This window comes from Methylobacterium sp. Leaf456 (assembly GCF_001425465.1).
Lineage (GTDB): Bacteria > Pseudomonadota > Alphaproteobacteria > Rhizobiales > Beijerinckiaceae > Methylobacterium.
On the sequence record NZ_LMQV01000023.1, the window covers coordinates 129,533 to 150,820 of the forward strand.

Sequence of the window (21,288 nt, forward strand, 5' to 3'; positions counted from 1 at the left end):
TCCGCCGTGGCGGCCGTTGCCAGGGCGCTCGCACCGCAACGCGGATTTGCGTGTGAGGCGGGTGCGACGCCTTGACAGCGTTCGTTATAGCGAACATCTCAGAACTCCGACAAGCAGGCAATTCGATTTTACGCACATGACCGCTGCCCTCGTCCGGGCGGCCGGGGACCTCGCCAGTGAGATGGCGGGGCTGGACCTTCGCGGGCGCATCCGCCTCGTCGAGGACCGCATTCCCGGTCGGCTCGTCTTCACCACCAGCCTCGGCATCGAGGATCAGGCGCTCACCCATGCGCTCGCCCTGAACAAGGGCCGCACGGAGATCGTCACTCTCGATACCGGCCGGCTCTTTCCCGAGACCTACGATGTCTGGGCCGAGACGGAGGCCGCCTACGGCATCCGCATCCGCGCCTACGCGCCCGAGCGTGTTGCCGAGGAAGAGTTCGTCGCGCGCGAGGGCATCAACGGCTTCCGCCACTCCGTCGCGGCACGCCAAGCCTGCTGCGGCTTCCGCAAGGTCGAGCCGCTCGGCCGCGCCCTCGACGGCGCGGCGGCATGGTTCACGGGGTTGCGCGCCGGCCAATCGGCCAACCGGGCCGACACGCCGTTGGCGGAAGCGGACGAGGGCCGCGGGCTCATCAAGGTGAACCCGCTCGCCGACTGGACGCGAGCCCAGATCGACGCCTTCGTGCGCGAAAACTTCATTCCCTACAACGCGCTGCACGACCGGGGCTTCCCCTCGATCGGCTGCGCCCCCTGCACCCGCGCGGTGAAGGTCGGCGAGGACGAGCGCGCCGGCCGCTGGTGGTGGGAACAGGAATCCAAGAAAGAGTGCGGCCTGCATCTGCACAGGCCCGAAGCCGACGTGGCGCCCGGACAGGAAGCCGCGGCCTTCGAGGAGCCGGCCAGCGCCGCGACCTCACGCGAACAGAGAAGGGAACTGGTCTGATGAGCGCCGCCGTCGCCGCGCCCGCGCGCACCCGCCTGACGCATCTCCAGCGTCTCGAGGCCGAGAGCATCCACATCTTCCGGGAGACGGTCGCCGAGACCGAGAACCCGGTGATGCTTTACTCCATCGGCAAGGACTCTTCGGTGCTGCTGCACCTCGCCCTCAAGGCGTTCGCGCCGGGGCGGTTGCCGTTTCCCTTGATGCACATCGACACGACGTGGAAGTTCCGCGAGATGATCGCCTTCCGCGACAGCCGCGTGAAGGAACTCGGCCTCGACCTCATCGTCCACACCAACCAGGACGGGCTCGCCAAAGGCATCGGCCCGGTGAGCCACGGCTCCGAGGTGCATACCGACGTGATGAAGACGCAGGCCCTGCGTCAGGCGCTCGATAAGCACAAGTTCGACGCGGCCTTCGGCGGCGCGCGGCGCGACGAGGAGGCTTCCCGCGCCAAGGAGCGCATCGTCTCGCTCCGCAACGGCCAGCACCGCTGGGACCCCAAGCGCCAGCGCGCCGAGCCGTGGCACCTCTACAATTTCAAGAAGCGGCGCGGCGAGTCCTTCCGCGTGTTCCCGCTCTCGAACTGGACCGAACTCGATATCTGGCTCTACATCGAGCAAGAAAAAATCCCGATCGTCCCGCTCTACTTCGCCGCCGAGCGACCGGTGGTGGAGCGCGACGGCCAGCTCATCATGGTCGATGACGACCGGTTTCCGCTCGAAGCCGGCGAGACCCCGCAGATGCGTCAGGTCCGGTTCCGCACGCTCGGCTGCTACCCGCTGACCGGCGCGGTCGAGAGCCCGGCCGCGAGCCTGCCCGAGATCATCGGCGAGACCCTGGCGGCCCGCACCTCGGAGCGGCAGGGCCGCGTCATCGACAAGGACGGCGCCGGCGCCATGGAGCGCAAGAAGCAGGAGGGCTACTTCTGATGACCATCCATCAGTCACCCGAGGCGTTCGGCTACGACGCCTTCCTGCGGGCGCACCAGTCCAAGGAGGTGCTTCGCTTCATCACCTGCGGCTCGGTGGACGACGGCAAGTCGACCCTGATCGGTCGCCTGCTGCACGACACCAAGCAGATCTTCGACGATCAGGTGACGGCGCTCCAGCGCGATTCGCGCAAGCACGGCACGCAAGGGGGCGAGGTCGATCTCGCGCTCCTCGTCGACGGTCTCCAGGCCGAACGCGAGCAGGGCATCACCATCGACGTCGCCTACCGGTTCTTCTCGACGGAAGCGCGCTCCTTCATCGTCGCCGACACCCCCGGCCACGAGCAGTACACCCGCAATATGGCGACTGGCGCCTCGACCGCGGACGTCGCCGTGATTCTCGTCGATGCCCGCCAGGGCCTGACGCGCCAGACCCGGCGTCACGCGCTGCTGGTCTCGCTGCTCGGCATCCACCGGGTGGTCTTGGCCATCAACAAGATGGACCTGATCGGCTGGTCGCAGAACCGCTTCGACGAGATCGTGGCCGGCTTCGCCAGCTTCGCCGCGCCGCTGAACTTCGCGGAAGTGCGAGCGATTCCGCTCTCGGCCAAGAACGGCGACAACGTCGTGCTGCCGGGCGCCGCCGCGCCTTGGTACGACGGCGTTCCGCTGCTGCGCTACCTCGAAGAGGTGCCGGTGAAGTCGGAGGAGCGCGCCGCCGCCTTCCGCCTGCCGGTGCAGTGGGTCAACCGGCCGAACTCGGATTTCCGCGGCTTCTCCGGTTTGATCGCTTCCGGCTCGGTGGTGCCCGGTGACCGCGTCACCGTCGCCCCATCCGGAAAATCCTCGACGGTCGCGCGCATCTTCACCGCCGACGGCGACCTCCCGCGTGCCAGCGAGGGCCAGTCGGTCACGCTGGTGCTCGCCGACGAGATCGACGCTTCCCGCGGCGCGGTGATCGCGACCGCCGACGCGCCACTGACGCTAACCGACCGCATCGAGGTGCGCCTGTTCTGGGCCGCCGAGAGCGAGTTGGCGGTGGGCGCGGAGTTGTGGGCCAAGGTCGGCACGCAGGTCGTCAATGCCCGCATCGCGGCCATCCATCGCCGGATCGACCCGGAGACGGGGCAGGCCGGGGCGACCGACCGACTCGCGGTCAACGACATCGGCGACGTGACGCTCCAACTCGACCGCCAGATCGCCGTCGACCCCTACTTGGAAAACCGGGACACCGGCAGCCTGATCCTGATCGACCGCGAGACCACGGATACCGCCGCACTCGGCCTCATCCAAGCCTCTGCCGTCCCGGCCAAGACGGAAGCTCCCCCGGCTGCCACCGCGACGACGCCGGAGCCCGCCCGCAGCGGCGGCCTGCTCGCCGGCATCAAGCGTTTGTTCGGCGGCTGAGCACCCGAGCCTTCCCTGGTCTCACCGACCAGGGAGGGCTCGTTTTTCCGTGCTCGGTTTCCGCCTCGCAATGACGGGACAACACGCGAAGCGACCATCCTGAAACGCAAAAACCCCGCACCGGACGGTGCGGGGTTTTTGCTTGGTCCAATCGAAAAAGATCAGTTCCAGCGGGTGGGGCCACTGAAGCGGTTGGCGCTGCGCAGGATGTGGCTGAAGCAGGTCAGCGAGGCGTCGGCGGCGCGCTGGAACTCGCTCACCTGAAGGCGGATCGCCTCGGCCGGGGATTTCGCCTTCGTCAACGCCTGGAGATGCGCCACCGCCGCCTCGCCCTCGCCGCGAGCGAAAGCCATCAGGGTCGCGTTGATCTCGTTCAACGGCTCGAAGGTCGGGATGAAGGTGAAGCGCGCGCCCACCGCCTCGGTCAGCGACTTCGCCGACGACTCGGCAGCCGTGAGCGGGGCGCGGCTCGCCTCGGTGGCGGCCTCGACGGCAGCGAGCGGCACGGCGGCCAGCGTCATCGCGCTCTCGGCGACCTGATCGACCGTCTCGGTCGCCGGCTCAACGGTCTGGGCCTGCGCGGCCTCGACCGTTTCCGCTGCCTGCTCGACCGCGTTGGCCGTCTGCTCGGTCGCCTCGGCGACGGTCGCGGCGGTCTCGTCCTGAACCGCCTCGACCGTCTCAACCGTCTGCTCCGCGGCCTCGGTCACGCTCTCGGCGACGGCGGCCTGCACCGTTTCGGGCGAGGTTTCGGCGGAAATCTCGGGGATCGCGGCGGTCTCGGTCTCGTCGGCCTCGACGGGCACCGAATCCTGGGTCGCCTCGGCCGCGACAGCCTCCGGCGCATCGTCCAAGGCGGCGGCCGGGCGACCCGTGGCGGGCGATCCCGACGAACGTCCTCTGCGGCGGCTCGACGACATGGACTTCACTCCTCGGTCAAACATTCGCTCCCACCGGCCACCCCGGAGCGGGTCCGGGGCGCCGTGGGAGAGCGGTGCGTCAAGGCATGACGCCTTCAGGACGGGCCCGTCGGCTCACGCCGATCGCATCCCGGCGGGGCCGGGAGGCGTGAACCCTTTAGCGGGCGGCGCTCTGAGCGAGGGCACCGTACTCCTTGAACTGGGCCTGGATCGCGGCGAACTGGGTCTTCACGAACTCCGACTGGATCTCGAAGGCCTCGCGCACGTCCTTCGCACGAACGACGCGCTGGGCGTAGTCGAAGGTGGTGTCGGCGTTGGTCTTGGCGTGGTCGAGGCCCTTCAGCACGGCGGCGTGCAGGGTCGACTGGACCGTGTCGGACGAGGTGCGGAGCTGCTCCGAGGTCTTCACGGCGCCGTTGAGGAGGGTGCCGAAGGCGTTGCGGGCCTGATCGACGCTCTTGTCGGCGAAGTTGCGGAACTCGGTGGGGATCTCGAAATTCGGGGTGTTCATGTCGCTCTCCTGCCTGGTCGGACCGGGAGATCGGGGCGCCGCCTTGAGCGGGGCGCCTTCCGTGTCGGATGACCGGCCCGCGCCTTTTATGTTGCGATGCAACATGAAAGTCAAGCGAGTAACCAGGCCGATAAAGCCGGCCGGCATGAAGCGGCTATGCTACTGATTCCAATAACGGAAACTTAAGAGCGCGCGTCCGCGCACCGTCCACGTAGGGCCGTGCGAGCGGCACTATAATGACGAAATCCATCTCGGCCAACCGTTTCGCGGCCGCGAAAATCGATCCGTCACTGCATCGCAGCGACAGCCGTGCCTTCGTTGAGATTTCCATTCCGGCCGCTTCGCCGCTCGGAGGTTTCATCCACCAGTCGCCGGTAGAGTTCGAGCAGCGCCCGCGCATGGGCGCCGAGCGTCGGTGGCGCCTGCCAATAGGCGGCATGCGCGGCCCGGCCGAACCGCGCGACCACGGCGTCGTCCTTCAGAACCCGAAAAACCTCGGCCAGCGCCCCGGCCTCCGGCTCGACCACGAGCCCGGTCTCGCCGTGCCGCACCTTTTCCGCTGCGCCCGAGCGGTTCGAGGCGATGGCCGGAATGCCCTGCGCCAAGGCCTCGTAGATCGTCAGCGGTCCGGTCTCGTACCAGCGCGAGGGCGCGCAGACCGCCCGCGCCCGCACCCGCAGGATCGCCGCCACCTCAGCCGGGCTGCGCCAGCCGATGATTTCCGCACCTTGTGCGCGTAAAAAATCCTCCAGCGGGCCGGCGCCGATGAACAGGGCCGGCAGCCCAGCGCGGCGGGCGGCCTCGGCCACGAGGTCGGCGCCCTTCTCGGCCGTCAGCCGCCCGACATAGGCGACCGCGTCGCCCCGCTCGGGCTCGGCCGGGGTGTCGTGGGCCACCCGCACGGGGTTGTCGATGCGGTAATGGCGCAAGGGCCGGCCCGCCAGCATCTCCGCCATCCGGCCGCGGCTCGCGTCGCAGACATGGATCACGTCGAGGGGCTCGGCGCCGGCCGCGATCCGCAGCGCCCCGGCGCGCCCGACCCGCACCGCCTTGTGCAGCCGGCTCTTCGGATCGCACGGGGCGGCGAGGCAAGCGGCCGACATCGGCCGCAAGGCGCAGGGCTCGTCCCGGTCGAAACGGTAATAGACGCCGTTGGGGCAGGCCATAAAGTAGTCGTGCAGCGTCAGGACCAGCGGCGCGGACTGCGCCAGCAGTACCGGCAGCACGGCCGGCGAGAAGGCGCGGCTCCACTGGTGCAGGTGCAGGCAATCGACCGGCTCGGGCAGCGCGGCGAGGGCGACTGTCAGCCGCCGCGCGGCCTCGCCGTTCCAGATGCCGCTCACCGCGCCGCGCCACGCGGGCAGGGACCACACGTCGGGCAGGCCCAAAGCGATGCGCTGCACGCCCGGATGGTCGAGCAGCGGATCGACCGGCCCGTCCACCGCCTGGATGAAGCTGACGCGCGCGCCGGCCTCGGCGAGGCCGCGGGCGGATTCCACCGCCACCTTCTCGGCGCCCCCGCTGGCGGCGGCGAACTCGGCCAGGATCACGACGTGCATGGGCGCTTCCCAACCGGCCGGGGCCGCGAGGATGGCGGCAAACCCCCTGTCGTTCGGTAAACAGATCGCATCCGATGCGTCGGCGATGACGAAACACCCCGCCGCCCCGCCGCGTTGACCCCGCATCCCCGCCGCCGGACGCGCGGCGCAGCACATGCGAGAGACCGGATGACCGACCAGACCCCGCAGAAGGACGACCCCAAGGCCGCGGGCTTCCGCCAGGACGGCAAGGGCGACAAGGCCAACCCCGAGAACCGGCAGGACAAGGCCAACGAGCGCCTCGACGAGGCCCTGGAGGAGACCTTTCCGTCGAGCGACCCGGTCTCGGTGAAGATCACGAAGTAGGGGCCGGCCCCGTCGCGGCGCAGGCTGCGACGGGGCTTACGGCTCAGCTAACCCGTTCACGCCGCCTGTGATTTGCGTTGGACCGCGAGGCTGTGGTCTCCTGTCGGCTCACACCGCCGCCGCGAGGCCGGGCGGTGACCCGAACCGTCCGGGGCCGTCGGCGACGCGAGGGCCCCGTCCATATCTGTGAACGGAGGCACGCTCTTGACCACCATCCCGAAGCTCGCCCTGCTCCTGCCGCTGCTGGCAGCCTCGCCCGCACTCGCGCAGGGGACGGAGGCGCAGCGCGCCGCCTGCGGGCCGGATGCGTTCCGGCTCTGCGCCTCGTCGATCCCCGATCCCGGCCGCACCGCCGCCTGCCTCGGGCGCGAGCGCGAGCGACTCAGCCCTGGTTGCCGGGCGATGTTCGACGCGGCCGACGCCAAGACCCGCACGGCCGCGGCGCCGAAGCCCGCGGAGGCCGCTACGCCGGTGCGCGTCGCCCGCGCCGATGGGGAGCGTCGCAGCACCGCGCCGCGGCTTCCACGCCAGGAGGCCGCCGCCACGCCGCGCGCCGAGCCGCGCCGCACCGCGCGGGTCGCCCGCCTCGACCGGCCGGCGCGGGCGGCGTCCCGCGTGGCCGCGGGCCCCGACGCCTACGGCGGTTTCTCCGGTCTGGAGGCGCAGGCCCACGGCTGGCACCGGACGCTCGCGGGCTACGCCGACTCGATCGAGCGCCGCTTCGCCCGCCTCGGCAGCGTGGATACGGGCCGGCTCGATCTCGGTCGCCTGCCGGGGCTGTGACGCGGCTTGGCCTGCAATATCCGCCAATCTTCGCAGAAGACCGTGCCGTCGATCGCCGAGAAACGTTGGCGACGCTCAATCCATGTGAATGATCGCGTGCAGCCCTTCGGATGACGTTGGGCCGTGCCGGGTGGCTCACCCGGTTCGACTTCGGCGCCGCACCATGGGCTGCGCCGCCGGGGCCGGTTTCTCCCGAGACTTCAGCTCCGCGGCCTCGCCGGCTCGCGGAGTCTTTCATTTCGTAAAAAAGTGTTTCCGGCAGGTGGCCTAATCTACGTCAACGTCGCCCGGATTCGCCCCGTCTACCCCTCATGCACGGAGGGGAGACGGGCGATGATGATCGAAGACGACCCGGCGGACCCGTTCGAGGAGCGCGAGCACTGGGTGCCCTACATCCTCGGGACGCTGCTTGCCTTCGAATGCACGATCCTCGTCGTCAGCCTGATCTGGCTGTAGCGACGTTCACCGGCTCGGGTAGTTCGGGCTCTCGCGGGTGATGGTCACGTCGTGGACGTGGCTCTCGCGCAGGCCCGCATTGGTGATGCGGACGAACTGCGCCCGCTCCTGGAACTCCGGCACGGTCGCGGCGCCGACATAGCCCATGGCGGCGCGGAGCCCCCCCGCGAGCTGGTGCAGCACGGCGGCCACCGGGCCCTTGTACGGCACCTGCCCCTCGATGCCCTCCGGCACGAGCTTGTGGGTGTCGCTGACCTCGGCCTGGAAGTAGCGGTCGGCGGAGCCGCGGGCCATGGCGCCCACCGAGCCCATGCCGCGGTAGCTCTTGTACGAGCGACCTTGATACAAAAAGACCTCGCCCGGTGCCTCGTCGGTGCCCGCGAGCAACGAGCCGAGCATCGCGACCGACGCGCCGGCCGCGATCGCCTTGGCGAGGTCGCCCGAGAACTTGATGCCGCCGTCGGCGATCACCGGCACGTCCGCGCCCTGAGCGGCCTCGACCGCCTCCATCAGCGCGGTGAGCTGGGGCACGCCGACGCCCGCGACGATGCGGGTGGTGCAGATCGAGCCCGGCCCGATGCCGACCTTGATCGCGTCGGCGCCCGCATCGATCAGCGCGCGGGCGCCCTCGGCGGTCGCGACGTTGCCCGCGATGATCTGAACGGCGTTGGAGAGCTGCTTCACCCGCGCGACGCTGTCGAGCACCTTGCGGGAATGGCCGTGGGCGGTGTCGACCACGACCACGTCGCAGCCCGCATCGATCAGGCGCTCGGCCCGCTCGAAGCCGGCATCGCCCGTGGTGGTGGCGGCGGCGACGCGCAGGCGCCCCTGCTCGTCCTTGACGGCGTTGGGGTAGGTGACCTGCTTCTCGATGTCCTTGACGGTGATGAGGCCGATGCAGCGATAGTGGTCGTCGACCACGAGCAGCTTCTCGATGCGGAACTGGTGCAGCAGGCGCTTGGCCTCGTCCTGGGTCACGCCCTCGCGGACCGTGATGAGCCGATCACGGGTCATCAGCTCGGCCACCGGCTGGCCGGTCTTGGTGGCGAAGCGCACGTCGCGGTTCGTCAGGATGCCGACGAGCTTGCCGCGCGAGCCGTTGGGGCCGCGCTCGACCACCGGGATGCCGGAAATCCGGTTCTTCTTCATTACGTCGAACGCGTCGGCCAGCGTCTCGTCGGGGTGAATGGTGATCGGATTGAGCACCATGCCCGACTCGTACTTCTTGACGAGGCGGACCTGCTCGGCCTGCTCGGCCGGCTCGAGGTTGCGGTGGATGACGCCGAGACCGCCGTTCTGCGCCATGGCGATCGCCATGGGCGCCTCCGTCACCGTGTCCATGGCGGAGGCGATGATCGGCAGGTTGAGCTGGATGGTGCGGGTCAGCCGCGTGGCGACGTTCACCTCGGTCGGCATCACCGACGAGGCGGCGGGGCGCAGCAGCACGTCGTCGAAGGTGAGGCCCTCGATGATCGAATCTGCGCTGATACGGGCCATGAACCAACTCCGGTGACGAGAACGGCGCCGGCCGAAGCGTTCGGCCAGCGGGATCGGGTTGGCAGGGGCCAGTATCACGCGACCGCGCCTGCGCAAAGCGGCGGATGCGCGCGGATCTGCATGGCTGGGTGATTGTTTTTAGCTGACCTTCGACGCCAGCGGTCGACCTTCACCCTCAACGGCCGTCGTTCCGGGGCCGCGCAGCGGAACCCGGGATGGCGGCCGTGATGCACGGTGCCCGGTTGCAGTCGAACCGTCGCGGCCGGTCGTGGATCCCGGGTTCGCTTCGCGCCCGGAATGACGGCAGGGGGATTTGCAGCCAGCCCAATCTCTGCGCCGCAGGCAACAGACCGTTAACCCTTACAGACCACGATCAGGGCGGGCCGCCCGTGTCTCGTCGCGGGATGAAGCGCCCTCGGAGTCGAGCCCCGCCATGATGTCGCGCGCCGAACGCAGCCCCCTGGCCGATTGGTGGTGGACGGTGGATCGCGGCCTGCTCGCGGGTCTCGGTTGCCTGATGGTGGCAGGCCTCGTCTTCCTGATGGGCGGCGGCCCGCCGGTGGCCGAGCGCATCGGCCTGCCGACCTTCTACTTCCTCAACCGTCAGGCGCTCTATCTCGCGCCGACGATCCTCCTCATCATCGCGGTCTCGTTCCTGTCGGTGCGCCACATCCGGCGCTTCGCGCTGGTGACGTGGCTCGTCGGCGTCGCGCTCTGCATCGCGGCGGGCAAGTTCGGCCCGGAGATCAAGGGCGCGCATCGCTGGATCCAGTTCGGCTCTTTCGGCCTGCAGCCCTCCGAGTTCGTGAAGCCCGCCTTCGTCGTGGTGGCCGCCTGGGCGTTCTCGGAAGGGGCGCAGCGGCGCGACATGCCGGGCGGGCTGCTCGCCATCCTGCTCCTGCCCGTCACCATCGTGCCGCTGATTCTCCAGCCCGATTTCGGCCAGACCATGCTGATCACCATGGTGTGGTGCGCGCTGTTCTTCGTCGCCGGCCTGCACTGGTTCTGGGTCGCGGGCCTCGGCGCGCTCGGGCTCACCGGCGTGTTTGCCGCCTACACCTTCCTCCACCACGTGCGCGAGCGCATCAACCGCTTCATGGACCGCGATTCGGGCGACAGCTTCCAGGAGTTCTGGTCGCGGGAATCGTTCAATTCCGGCGGCTGGTTCGGCACCGGGCCGGGCGAGGGCGTGGCCAAGCGCCACCTGCCCGACGCACACACCGACTTCATCTTCTCCGTCACCGGCGAGGAATTCGGCGTGCTGGTGTGCCTGGGCCTCGTGGCGCTCTTCGCCTACATCGTCATGCGCGGGCTCAAGCTCGCGCGTCGCACCGACGACACCTTTTCGAGGCTCGCCATCACCGGTCTGACCACCCTGTTCGGCCTCCAGGCCTGCATCAACATGGCGGTGAACACGCAGCTCATGCCGGCCAAGGGCATGACCCTGCCGTTCGTCTCCTACGGCGGCTCGTCGCTGATCTCGCTGTCGCTCGGCATGGGCTTCCTCGTGGCGCTCACCCGCAAGCGCCCGCGCACCACGATGATGAGCCAGCGCCCGCCCGGCACATTGCCGTCGGCGGTTCCGGGGATCATGCAGTGACCGTTTTCACGCCACTCGTTCTGGTCTGCGCCGGCGGCACCGGCGGCCATCTGTTTCCCGCGCAGAGCCTCGCCTACGCGTTGAAGGCGCGCGGCATCCGCGTCGCGCTCGCCACCGACGCGCGGGTCGATTCGATCGCGGGCGACTTCCCGGCCGAGCAGATCGTCACCATCGCCTCGGCCACGCCCTCGGGCCGCTCGGTGCTGCGGCGCGCCGGCGCGTTTGCGACGTTGGGGCGTGGCTTCGGGCAGGCGGCCCGCGCCGTGCGCCAGCTCAACCCGGCCGCCGTCGTGGGCTTCGGCGGCTACCCGACCGTGCCGCCGATGCTGGCCGCGCAGCTCCTCAAGGTGCCGACCATCCTGCACGAGCAGAACGCCGTGATGGGCCGGGCCAACGGCTTTCTCGCTAAGGGCGCCCGCGTCATCGCCACCGGCTTCGCGGACGTGCGCGGCGTGCCGGAGAAGGCCACCGCGCGCCGCGTCCACACCGGCAACCCGATCCGCCCGGCGGTGCTTTCCGTCGCCGACACGCCTTACCCGTCGCTGGATAACGATGCGCCCCTGCGCCTCCTCGTGTTCGGCGGCAGCCAGGGCGCCCGCGTGATGAGCGAGGTCGTGCCCGCGGCCCTCGAAAAGCTGCCGGGCGACCTGCGCGCCCGGCTCCACCTCGTGCAGCAGGCCCGGCCCGAGGACCTCACCGCGGTGCAGAACCGCTATCTGGCGATGGGGCTCGGCGGGATCGAGGCGGCGCCGTTCTTCAAGGATCTGCCCGGCCGCATGGCCGCCGCCCATCTCGTCGTTGCCCGTTCCGGCGCCTCGACCGTTTCCGAACTCGCCGCGATCGGCCGCCCGGCGATCCTCGTGCCGCTGCCCGGGGCGCTCGATCAGGATCAGGCCGCCAACGCCGCGACGCTCGCCGGGATCGGCGCGGCGCTCTCGATCCAGCAGAGCGCCTTCACCCCCGACCGCCTCGCCGCGGAACTCGTCGATCTGTTCGGCGCGCCGCGAAAATTGACCGAGGCGGCGGCGGCGGCCAAAACCGCCCGCATCCTCGACGCCGCCGACCGCCTCGCCGCCGTGGTGGTGGAAACGGCCGCAGCAACCTGATCCAGCCGGAAGGCGCCGCTGCGCCTCAAGGCTCTCGAAGGCTCCGTCACATGAAGCTGCCCGAAAAGCTCGGCCCCATCCACTTCATCGGCATCGGCGGCATCGGCATGTCCGGCATCGCCGAGGTGATGGCCAATCTCGGCTACACCGTGCAGGGCTCGGACGCGAACGACAACGCCAACGTCCGGCGGCTGGCCGAGAAGGGCATCCGCACCTTCGTCGGGCACAAGGCCGAGAACGTCGAGAATGCCGCCCTCGTCGTGGTCTCCACCGCGATCCGCCGCGACAACCCGGAACTGGTCGAGGCGCGCGAGCGCCGCCTGCCCGTCGTGCGCCGCGCCGAGATGCTCGCCGAACTGATGCGCTTCAAGTCCTGCGTCGCGGTGGCCGGCACCCACGGCAAGACCACCACGACCTCGCTCGTCGCCACCCTGCTCGACGCCGGCAACCTCGACCCGACGGTGATCAACGGCGGCATCATCAACGCCTACGGCACCAACGCCCGCATGGGCGCGGGCGACTGGATGGTGGTGGAGGCCGATGAATCCGACGGCACCTTCCTCAAGCTGCCGGCGGACGTCGCCATCGTCACCAACATCGACCCCGAGCATCTCGACCATTTCGGCTCGTTCGACGCGATCAAGGACGCCTTCCGGCGCTTCATCGACAACATCCCGTTCTACGGCTTCGCGGTGATGTGCATCGACCACCCGATCGTGCAGGATCTCGTCGGCCATATCGAGGACCGGCGCATCATCACTTACGGTGAGAACCCGCAGGCCGACGTGCGCCTCCTCGACATCGACCTGAAGGGCGGCCAGAGCCGCTTCCGGGTGATGATCCGCGACCGCCGCCCCGGCTTCCGCCTGGAGATGCAGGACCTCGTCCTGCCGATGCCGGGCAAGCACAACGCGCTCAACGCCACCGCGGCGCTCGCCGTCGCCCACGAACTCGGCGTCTCCGAGGACGCGATCCGCAAGGCGCTGTCCGGCTTCGGCGGCGTCAAGCGCCGCTTCACCCGCACGGGTGAGTGGAACGGCGCGACAATCTTCGACGATTACGGCCACCATCCGGTGGAGATCGCGGCCGTCCTGCGGGCCGCTCGCGCCTCGACCGACGGCAACGTCGTCGCCGTGGTGCAGCCGCACCGCTACACCCGGCTGCAATCCCTGTTCGAGGATTTCTGCACCTGCTTCAACGACGCCGACACGGTCATCGTCGCCCCCGTCTACGCGGCGGGCGAGGCGCCGATCGAGGGCTTCGACCGCGATTCGCTGGTCGCCGGCCTGAAATCGCGCGGCCACCGCGACGCGCTGGCGCTGAACGCGCCGGAGGAACTGGCCGGGTTGGTCGCCGGACGGGCGCAGGCGGGCGATTACGTGGTGTGCCTGGGCGCCGGCACGATCACGCAGTGGGCCTATGCACTGCCGGGGGAGCTGGCGGCGTTGAAGGGGTGAGGCGCGTGAGCCGGTCTCACGCCCCGGCCGGCTCCGGCGCCAAATCCTCGGCATCCACGCCGAGGATTTTTGCAAGCTGCACGTTGAGCGCGGCGTCAGGCATGCGCTCGCCCCGCTCGATGGCCGCCAGACGCTCCGGCTCGATGGCCGCGGCCTGCGCCAGTGCGCTCGCCGCCATGCCGCGACGCTCGCGCCAGAAAGTCAGCGAGCTCGGCGCGGCGCGCAGGGCATCGAGGTCGGCCTCATCCATTAACTCCTCTGCGCCGGCTTGCAGGCGCGCTTCGGACGCATCGACGGCGCGGGCATCGAGCGTGTCCTCGGCGAGGTCCCGCAGCCGCTCGAACTCGGCCTCGGGCAGGATCACGATCGCCTCGCCCGACGGGGTCCGGGTGCGCACGATGGTCATCGGGCCGCTCCTATCCATAGATCGAGCCCCGCGGGCCGATGTCGTGGACAATGATCCGATCCGCTTCAAGGGTGAAGACCGCCCGCCAATCGCCGATCCGCAAGCGGTAGCGTTCTTCCCCACCCTTGAGGGCTTTGACGTTGTTGGCGAGTGCGGCGGGGTCTTCGGCGAGCTGACGGAGCTTGCCGCGGATCAATTCCTCGGTATTGCGCGGCATCCGGCTGAAAGACCGCGCGGCGGCGCGGGTGAAGACGACGCTCCTGCCCAAACCCGCCTCCCGTCGATTCCGCCCGCTTCAGGCGACAGGCTAGCATGACTTTGAACCTCACCGACGCCATCCGCGCCGCCGCGCCGAACCTTCGCGGCCGGCTCCTCGAGAATCAGTCGCTCGCCGACCTCACGTGGTTCCGCGTCGGCGGGCCGGCGCAGGTTTTGTTCAGCCCGGCCGACGAGGAGGACCTGTCCGTCTTCCTCGCCGCCCTCGATCCGGCGGTTCCGGTCACTGTGATCGGGCTCGGCTCGAACCTGATCGTGCGCGACGGCGGCATTCCCGGCGTGACGATCCGGCTCGGCGGCAAGGCGTTCGGCTCGGTCGCGATCGACGGCGAGACCCTACGGGCCGGCACCGCGGTGCCCGACATGCGGCTGGCCAAGGCGGCGGCGGAGGCGTCCCTCGACGGGCTCGCCTTCTTCCGCGGCATCCCCGGCTCGGTCGGGGGGGCACTGCGCATGAACGCCGGGGCGCATGGCGGCGAGACCACCGACGTACTGACGCAGGCCCGCGGCATCGACCGCAAGGGGGAAGCCCGAGCCTTCACCCATGCCGAGATGGGATTCCGCTACCGCCATTCCTCGGCCCCCGACGACGTGATTTTTACCAGCGCGACGTTCCAGGGCCGTCCCGGTGACCGCGAAGAGATCGAGGCCGAGATGGAGCGGGTCACCGCCGCCCGCGAGGCCGCCCAGCCGATCCGCGAGCGCACCGGCGGATCGACCTTCAAGAATCCGGAGGGTGGCAAGGCCTGGCAGCTCATCGACGCCGCCGGTTGCCGCGGGCTGACCCTGGGGGGGGCCCAGGTCTCGGAGATGCACTGCAACTTCCTGATCAACCGCGGCGGCGCCACGGCGGCCGACATCGAGGGCCTCGGCGAGGAAGTCCGCCGCCGGGTGCGCGAATCGTCCGGCGTCGCGCTGCATTGGGAGATCAAGCGGATCGGCGTCGAGGCGTCGCCGGCCTGACGCATCGCCGTATCGAAATCGAAGGCGAGATCGGAGGAAGGAGCGCCCATGGCCTTGACCGACCCCTCAGCCGTCGCCGCGCATCTCGGCCGGCTCATCGACGACGTCGTCGCGGGCGCCGATGCGGCGCGGACGGGCGGCGACATCCTCCGCCTGCGGGGCCGTTTCGACCGCGAATGGGACGCCGCCCAGCCCGGTGCCCACGTCTCCTCGGAGGCCTACGATGCCCTGCGGCTTCGCCGCGGGGCGGCGGAAGAGCGCCTCACTGCGCGCTTCGTCGCCCTTCGGGACCGTGCCCCATCGCCGGAGCCGCTGCGCCTCATCGATCCCGAGCCCCCGACCGTCGCGACGTTCTTCGAAGGGCGCGCGCCGGTCACCGGTTGGGCGGACGAGGCGGAAGCGGCGATCCGCGCGGCGGAAACCCGCCTCGGGGTGAGCCTGCCCGCGACGCTCCGGGAACTCTATCGGCTCCGGAACGGCGGCCCGACGGACTTCTTCCTCGCCACCGACGTCCGGGACGCCCCCCTGCGGTTCGAGGGCGAGGCGGCTTTGCGCGAGGCCGACGAAGCCTGGCGAACGGTGCTGCCCGGCCTCGGCCTGACCGCCCTGGAGTGGCTGGAAACCCTCGGCGCGATCGGGGACGGGATCGATTTCGGCGACGAGGACGAATCCTGGTGCGCCGTCCTGCCGGGGATCGACCGCCTCATCCCGATCAGCAGCCACGGCTCCGACCTCTGGCTCTGCCTGGACTACGGCGAGACCGCAGAGCCGTCGGTGATGCTGTTCGACGCCACGTCGTTCGAGCAATCCGGCGCCACCCGCTTCCGACGCCCGGATTTTTCGACGTTCTTCGCCGGGCTCCGGCGGCACGGTGTCACCGTCGAGGATGGCCTCGCCATGCGCGGCCCGCGCGTCCTCGGGGAAGACACCTGAATGTCCTTCACCCATCACCGGGCGCCGCGTGCGCCGAAACAGGCCTGAAAGGGTCAAGCCGATGTCCAAGCACGTCGCCGTCCTGATGGGCGGCTGGTCCTCCGAGCGGGAAATCTCGCTCCGCTCCGGCAATGCCTGCGCCCGCGCGCTGGAGGAGGAGGGGTTCCGGGTCACGCCGGTCGATGTCGGACCCGACATCGCCACCGTGCTGACCGCGCTCGCGCCCGACGTGACGCTCAACGCGCTGCACGGGCCGGCGGGCGAAGACGGGACGATCCAGGGCCTGCTCGAAATCCTGAAGATTCCCTACACCCATTCCGGCGTGCTGGCCTCGGCGCTCGCCATGCACAAGGAGCGTGCCAAAACGGTCATGCGGGCGGCCGGAGTCTCGGTGCCGGAGGGCCGCGTCGTTAACCGTCATGATGCGGCGAAGTCACACCCGTTAACTCCCCCGTACGTCGTGAAGCCGATCGCCGAGGGCTCCTCCATGGGGGTCATCATCGTGCGCGACGGGCGCTCGCATCCGCCCCAGATCCTCGCCTCCGACGAATGGACCTACGGCGAGGAAGTCCTTGCAGAGACTTACGTTGCCGGCCGCGAGCTGACCTGCGCCGTGATCGGCGACCGGGCGCTGGGCGTCACCGAGATCAAGCCGGTCTCGGGGGAGTGGTACGACTTCGACGCGAAGTACGCCGGAGGGGGGTCGATCCACGTCCTTCCCGCCGATCTTAAACTAAATGTTTACCAGCGTGTCCAAGAGTTGGCGTTAACGGCGCATCAAGCACTGGGATGCCGTGGCGTCAGCCGTGCCGACCTACGTTACGACGACACGCCGGGAGGAACCGGCGCCCTCGTCGTGCTGGAGGTCAACACGCAGCCCGGCATGACCCAGACGAGCCTTGTGCCGGAGATCGCGGCCCACGCAGGCCTGAGTTTCGGTGAACTCGTCCGATGGATGGTGGAGGACGCTTCTCTCAGTCGCTGAACGCTTCCGGCGTCGGAAGCGGCGGAGCCCCCGCGGGGTTCCGGATGCGACTGCCCCGGTTCCTGCGGCGGTTCTCCGCCCGGCGCCTGCGCGCGGCCGCGCCGATCGAGCAGCGCGTGCCGCGGCTCGCCGGCATCGCGCTGGTCTCCGGCCTCTCCGGAATCCTGGCGCTCGCCGGCTTCGTGGCGAGCGGGCGCTACGACGCCTTCGTCGTCGAGAACGGGCGGCCCCTCGACATCGCCGCGCGTATCGCGGGCTTCGGCGTCGAGCGCGTGACGATCACCGGCATCTCGCGGATGTACGAGCGCGAGGTTCTCTCCGCCGCCGGGATCGACTGGCGCTCCTCCGTGCCGTTCCTCGACCTCGACAAGGCGCGCGAGCGTCTGCTCGCCGAGCCGCTGATCGCCAGCGTGTCGGTGCGCAAGCTCTATCCCAACGAGATCGTGATCAATCAGGTCGAGCGCGAGCCCGCCGCCCTGTGGCAGCGCAACGGCGAGATCCAGGTGATCGCCGCCGACGGCACCGTGATCGACGAGATGCGCGACGAGCGCTACGTCAACCTGCCGCTGGTGGTGGGCGAGGGGGCCAACGCCCGTCTGCCCGAATACCTCGCGCTGATCGAGGCCGCCGGAACGCTGGGGACCCGCATCAAGGCCGGCACCTTCGTGTCGGGCCGGCGCTGGACGCTCAAGCTCGACGGCGTCGACATCCGCCTGCCCGAGACGGGGGCGGCCGAGGCGCTGACCCGGCTCGTGCGGATCGAGCGCGAGAACCGCATCCTCGAGCGGGACATCATCGCCGTCGATCTGCGCATGGCCGACCGCATCGTGGTGCGCCTCACCGAGGAGGCGGCCGCTGCCCGCGCCGAGAGCCGCAAGAAGCCGAAGAAGGCGACGCCGACATGAGCGCGTCCCCCCGCACTGCCCTCCGCTCCGTTTCCCGCCGTGTTCTCGCCGAGTAGCGTCCGATGCAGACCCCCCACTGCCTCACGCCGCGCCTGAAGCCGCTCTCCGCCCGGCGGAGCGCGACGATGTCGGTGCTCGACATCGGCACCAGCAAGGTCGTGTGCCTCATCGCCGAGTTGCAGCCGGCCGAGGCGGTCTCGACCCTGCGGGGCCGCACGCACCTCGCCCGCATCATCGGCATCGGCCATCAGCGCTCGCTCGGGCTGAAGGGCGGCGCCATCGTCGATCTCGAAGCCGCCGAGGGCGCGATCCGGCACGCGGTCCACGCCGCCGAGCGGATGGCCAAGGCCGAGGTCCAGTCGGTCATCGTCAACATCTCCGGCGGGCGCCTCGCCTCGCAGCATTTCGAGGCGCGGGTGAACGTCCGCTCCGGCACCGTCACCGGCGCCGACGTCGAGCGCGTGCTGGAGACCGCGAGCGCCCACGGCGTCAGCCCCGGCCGCGCCGTGCTCCACGCCCTGCCGACCGGCTACGCGCTGGACGGCCAGGGGGCGGTGATCGATCCCTCGGGCATGGTCGGCGACGCGCTCGGCGTCGATCTCCACGTCGTCACCGCGGAGGCGGCCGCCGCCCGCAACCTGATGCTCGCGGTGGAGCATTGCCATCTCGGCGTCGATGCCGTGATCGCCACCCCCTACGCCGCCGGCCTCTCGGCGCTCGTCGACGACGAGGCCGAACTCGGCTGCGTCGTCGTGGACATGGGCGGCGGCACCACCAGCGTCGGCGTGTTCACCGGCGGGCACCTCGTCCATTGCGACGCCGTCGCGGTCGGCGGGCACCACGTCACCATGGACATCGCCCGCGGCCTCTCGACCCGCGTCTCGGTCGCCGAGCGGCTCAAGACCCTCTACGGCTCGGCCATCGCCACGCCGTCCGACGAGCGCGACATGATCGCGGTCCACGGCGTCGGCGAGGACGAGGGCGAGGCCCCCTCCCACGTGCCGCGCTCGCAGCTCGTGCGGATCGTCAAGCCGCGGGTCGAGGAAGTGCTCGAACTCGTGCGCGACCGCCTGCGGGGCGCCGGCTTCGGCGCCCAGGCCGGGCGCCGCGTCATCCTCACGGGCGGCGCGAGCCAGCTCGTCGGCCTGCCGGAGACGGCCCGGCGCATCCTCCAGGGACAGGTCCGCATCGGTCGCCCGCTCGGCATCCGCGGCCTGCCGGAAGCCGCCAAGGGCCCCGCCTTCTCGGCCGCGGTCGGCATGCTGGTCTACCCGCAGGTCGCGCATGCGGAGCATTTCGAGCCGCGGGGGCAGGGCGCCTTCGCCGGCACGGGAACGGACGGATACTTTTCGCGGGTCGGTCGCTGGATCCGCGAGAGCTTCTGAAAAACGGCCCGCCCGGCCGAAAGGTGAAGGGCGGGGAAAAGAACAGGGCAGGCGTCCTCAGGGCGTCGATCAGACAATCTTTCAAGCAGTCACGAAGGGCACGACCACCATGGCCATTTCTCTTCAGGCTCCCGACATCCGCGAGCTCAAGCCCCGCATCACCGTCTTCGGCGTCGGCGGCGCGGGCGGCAACGCCGTCAACAACATGATCGAGTCGGGGCTCCTCGGCTGCGAGTTCGTCGTGGCCAACACCGACGCCCAGGCGCTCACCTCCTCGAAGGCCGAGCGCGTCATCCAGATGGGCATCGGCGTCACGCAGGGCCTCGGCGCGGGCTCGCACCCTGAGGTCGGCTCGGCCGCCGCCGAAGAGGTGATCGACGAGATCCGCGACCAGCTGTCCGGCGCGCATATGTGCTTCATCACCGCCGGCATGGGCGGCGGCACCGGCACCGGCGCGGCCCCGGTCATCGCCCGCGCGGCCCGCGACATGGGCATCCTCACGGTCGGCGTCGTGACGAAGCCGTTCCAGTTCGAGGGCATGCGCCGGATGCGCACGGCCGAGGCCGGCATCCAGGAGCTTCAGGCGGCGGTCGACACGCTCATCGTCATCCCGAACCAGAACCTGTTCCGCGTCGCCAACGAGAAGACCACCTTCGCCGACGCCTTCGCGATGGCCGACCAGGTGCTCTATTCGGGTGTGGCCTGCATCACCGACCTCATGGTCAAGGAAGGCCTGATCAACCTCGACTTCGCCGACGTGCGCGCGATCATGCGCGGCATGGGCAAGGCGATGATGGGCACCGGTGAAGCCTCGGGCGAGAACCGCGCCAACCGCGCCGCGGAAGCCGCCATCGCCAACCCGCTCCTCGACGAGGTGTCGATGAAGGGCGCCCGCGGCCTGCTGATCTCGATCACCGGCGGCTCGGACCTGACGCTGTACGAACTCGACGAGGCCGCCACCCGCATCCGCGAGGAAGTGGATCAGGACGCCAACATCATCCTCGGCGCCACCTTCGACGAGAGCCTCGACGGCATCATCCGCGTGTCGGTGGTCGCCACCGGCATCGAGCCGGCGCTGATCTCGGCCGATTCGCCCAACAACCCGGAGATCGCCCAGACCGAGCAGCGCATCGCCGAGGTGGCCGAACGCCTGCGCGCCGAGGCCCGCGCCCGCGCGTCCGCCGCCCTGTCGCCCGCGAGCCCCACCGCCGCCCCGCTCCACGCCCAGCGTCCGGCCCCCGAGCCGGTGCGGGCCGCGGAAGCCGTGCCCGCCCCGCGTCCGGCGATGCCGGAGGCGGTCGCCCCCGAGCCGATGCGTGCCGAGACCTTTCGCGCCGACACGTTCCGGCCCGAGCCGGCCCCGATGATGCACCACCACGACGTGATGCTGACCCAGGCGCCGGCCCGCGTCGCCGCCCCGGCCTACGAGACGCCGGCCCCGGCCGCCCCGGTGCAGGACGCCGCGCCGCTCGGCGCCGGCCCCTACGTGCCGCCGCGTCCGCAGCTCGCCCGCCCGCCGCGCATGCCGCAGATCTCGGACCTGCCGCCCCATACCCAGGCGCAGATCCTCAAGAGCCGCGGCGACGAGCAGGCGGCGGAGCCCGCCCCGGACTCCAAGCGGATGACCCTGCTGCGCCGCCTCGCCACCGTCGGCTTCGGCGGACGCCGCGAGGAGGCCGAGGCCGCCCCGATGCCGGCCCCCCGCGCCGCCGCCCCGGCCCCGTCGATCCCGGCTCCCCGCGTCGAGCACGCGGTCCGCGCGCCGGCTCCCCAGGCGCCGCAATACCGCCCTGCCGCCGGCAACCTCGACCCGCAGGGTCGCGCCCTGCCGCCGCGGATGATGGAGGACGATCAGCTCGAAATCCCGGCCTTCCTGCGCCGTCAGGCGAACTGAGGCGCCTCGTCCTGATGGGCTGACGC

Annotated in this window: 21 protein-coding genes; 15 read left to right on the top strand and 6 right to left on the bottom strand. The window is 70.3% G+C overall.

Annotated features, from left to right (window positions below; all coding sequences use genetic code 11):
- Window positions 1-136 precede the first annotated feature (136 nt).
- Genes ASG52_RS14165 through cysN form a run of 3 tightly spaced genes read left to right on the top strand, consistent with a single transcriptional unit; the run spans window position 137 to window position 3,281 of the window.
- A complete protein-coding gene (locus tag ASG52_RS14165; RefSeq protein ID WP_056244179.1) occupies window positions 137-946 on the top strand; it encodes a phosphoadenylyl-sulfate reductase in 810 nt (269 codons plus the stop codon).
- Entirely contained in the window at window positions 946-1,875 is a 930-nt protein-coding gene (cysD, locus tag ASG52_RS14170; protein ID WP_056244182.1) for a sulfate adenylyltransferase subunit CysD, read from the top strand. The genes ASG52_RS14165 and cysD overlap by 1 nt, the downstream gene beginning before the upstream one ends.
- Entirely contained in the window at window positions 1,875-3,281 is a 1,407-nt protein-coding gene (gene cysN, locus ASG52_RS14175) for a sulfate adenylyltransferase subunit CysN (RefSeq protein ID WP_056244185.1), read from the top strand. Before cysD ends, cysN begins: the two co-directional genes overlap by 1 nt.
- A gap of 161 nt (window positions 3,282-3,442) precedes the next feature.
- Here cysN and ASG52_RS14180 read toward each other — a convergent pair whose 3' ends face one another.
- From ASG52_RS14180 to ASG52_RS14190, 3 genes are all read right to left on the bottom strand, one after another.
- Window positions 3,443-4,135 (bottom strand): phasin family protein, encoded by a 693-nt coding sequence (locus tag ASG52_RS14180; RefSeq protein ID WP_056244188.1) that lies wholly within the window; start codon window positions 4,133-4,135, stop codon window positions 3,443-3,445.
- A 223-nt stretch (window positions 4,136-4,358) separates the two neighbouring features.
- Window positions 4,359-4,712, bottom strand: a complete 354-nt coding sequence (locus tag ASG52_RS14185; protein WP_056244191.1) for a phasin — start codon at window positions 4,710-4,712, stop codon at window positions 4,359-4,361.
- 287 nt (window positions 4,713-4,999) lie between these two features.
- Entirely contained in the window at window positions 5,000-6,271 is a 1,272-nt protein-coding gene (locus ASG52_RS14190; protein ID WP_056244193.1) for a glycosyltransferase, read from the bottom strand.
- Between the two features lie 168 nt (window positions 6,272-6,439).
- Between ASG52_RS14190 and ASG52_RS27920 the strand changes: the two genes are divergently transcribed.
- The 3 genes from ASG52_RS27920 (at window position 6,440) to ASG52_RS28380 (ending at window position 7,855) form a co-directional block, all read left to right on the top strand.
- Complete coding sequence (locus ASG52_RS27920) at window positions 6,440-6,616, top strand: hypothetical protein (RefSeq protein WP_200945610.1); 177 nt, start codon at window positions 6,440-6,442, stop codon at window positions 6,614-6,616.
- A gap of 204 nt (window positions 6,617-6,820) precedes the next feature.
- Window positions 6,821-7,399: a hypothetical protein gene (locus tag ASG52_RS27925; RefSeq protein WP_200945611.1), complete on the top strand. Its 579-nt coding sequence runs from the start codon at window positions 6,821-6,823 to the stop codon at window positions 7,397-7,399.
- 333 nt (window positions 7,400-7,732) lie between these two features.
- Window positions 7,733-7,855, top strand: a complete 123-nt coding sequence (locus tag ASG52_RS28380) for a hypothetical protein (protein ID WP_286159049.1) — start codon at window positions 7,733-7,735, stop codon at window positions 7,853-7,855.
- A 6-nt stretch (window positions 7,856-7,861) separates the two neighbouring features.
- Here the strand turns inward: ASG52_RS28380 and guaB are convergent, their stop codons facing one another.
- The gene (gene guaB / locus ASG52_RS14200) at window positions 7,862-9,352 is read right to left on the bottom strand and encodes an IMP dehydrogenase (protein WP_056244196.1); all 1,491 of its coding nucleotides are present in this window, start codon (window positions 9,350-9,352) and stop codon (window positions 7,862-7,864) included.
- Between the two features lie 433 nt (window positions 9,353-9,785).
- On the opposite strand from guaB, the gene ASG52_RS14205 reads away from it, so the two are divergent.
- Genes ASG52_RS14205 through murC form a run of 3 tightly spaced genes read left to right on the top strand, consistent with a single transcriptional unit; the run spans window position 9,786 to window position 13,515 of the window.
- On the top strand, window positions 9,786-10,952 hold the full coding sequence (locus tag ASG52_RS14205; RefSeq protein WP_056244199.1) for an FtsW/RodA/SpoVE family cell cycle protein: 1,167 nt from the start codon (window positions 9,786-9,788) through the stop codon (window positions 10,950-10,952).
- The gene (gene murG / locus ASG52_RS14210) at window positions 10,949-12,058 is read left to right on the top strand and encodes an undecaprenyldiphospho-muramoylpentapeptide beta-N-acetylglucosaminyltransferase (RefSeq protein WP_056244201.1); all 1,110 of its coding nucleotides are present in this window, start codon (window positions 10,949-10,951) and stop codon (window positions 12,056-12,058) included. The genes ASG52_RS14205 and murG overlap by 4 nt, the downstream gene beginning before the upstream one ends.
- Window positions 12,059-12,108: 50 nt before the next feature.
- Window positions 12,109-13,515: a UDP-N-acetylmuramate--L-alanine ligase gene (gene murC / locus ASG52_RS14215; protein ID WP_056244205.1), complete on the top strand. Its 1,407-nt coding sequence runs from the start codon at window positions 12,109-12,111 to the stop codon at window positions 13,513-13,515.
- Between the two features lie 16 nt (window positions 13,516-13,531).
- Here the strand turns inward: murC and ASG52_RS14220 are convergent, their stop codons facing one another.
- Window positions 13,532-13,921 (bottom strand): helix-turn-helix domain-containing protein, encoded by a 390-nt coding sequence (locus ASG52_RS14220; RefSeq protein ID WP_056244208.1) that lies wholly within the window; start codon window positions 13,919-13,921, stop codon window positions 13,532-13,534.
- Window positions 13,922-13,931: 10 nt separating this feature from the next.
- On the bottom strand, window positions 13,932-14,189 hold the full coding sequence (locus ASG52_RS14225; protein WP_286159050.1) for a type II toxin-antitoxin system RelE family toxin: 258 nt from the start codon (window positions 14,187-14,189) through the stop codon (window positions 13,932-13,934).
- Between the two features lie 44 nt (window positions 14,190-14,233).
- On the opposite strand from ASG52_RS14225, the gene murB reads away from it, so the two are divergent.
- From murB to ftsZ, 6 genes are all read left to right on the top strand, one after another.
- Complete coding sequence (gene murB / locus ASG52_RS14230; RefSeq protein ID WP_056244210.1) at window positions 14,234-15,160, top strand: UDP-N-acetylmuramate dehydrogenase; 927 nt, start codon at window positions 14,234-14,236, stop codon at window positions 15,158-15,160.
- A 48-nt stretch (window positions 15,161-15,208) separates the two neighbouring features.
- The gene (locus tag ASG52_RS14235) at window positions 15,209-16,093 is read left to right on the top strand and encodes an SMI1/KNR4 family protein (RefSeq protein ID WP_056244213.1); all 885 of its coding nucleotides are present in this window, start codon (window positions 15,209-15,211) and stop codon (window positions 16,091-16,093) included.
- 61 nt (window positions 16,094-16,154) lie between these two features.
- The gene (locus tag ASG52_RS14240; protein ID WP_056244217.1) at window positions 16,155-17,078 is read left to right on the top strand and encodes a D-alanine--D-alanine ligase; all 924 of its coding nucleotides are present in this window, start codon (window positions 16,155-16,157) and stop codon (window positions 17,076-17,078) included.
- A complete protein-coding gene (locus ASG52_RS14245; RefSeq protein ID WP_056244218.1) occupies window positions 17,045-17,983 on the top strand; it encodes a cell division protein FtsQ/DivIB in 939 nt (312 codons plus the stop codon). The genes ASG52_RS14240 and ASG52_RS14245 overlap by 34 nt, the downstream gene beginning before the upstream one ends.
- A gap of 62 nt (window positions 17,984-18,045) precedes the next feature.
- Window positions 18,046-19,368 carry a cell division protein FtsA gene (gene ftsA, locus ASG52_RS14250; RefSeq protein ID WP_056244221.1) on the top strand — a complete coding sequence of 441 codons (1,323 nt, stop codon included), beginning with the start codon at window positions 18,046-18,048 and terminating at the stop codon, window positions 19,366-19,368.
- 109 nt (window positions 19,369-19,477) lie between these two features.
- On the top strand, window positions 19,478-21,262 hold the full coding sequence (gene ftsZ / locus ASG52_RS14255; protein WP_056244224.1) for a cell division protein FtsZ: 1,785 nt from the start codon (window positions 19,478-19,480) through the stop codon (window positions 21,260-21,262).
- The last annotated feature ends 26 nt before the right edge of the window (window positions 21,263-21,288 follow it).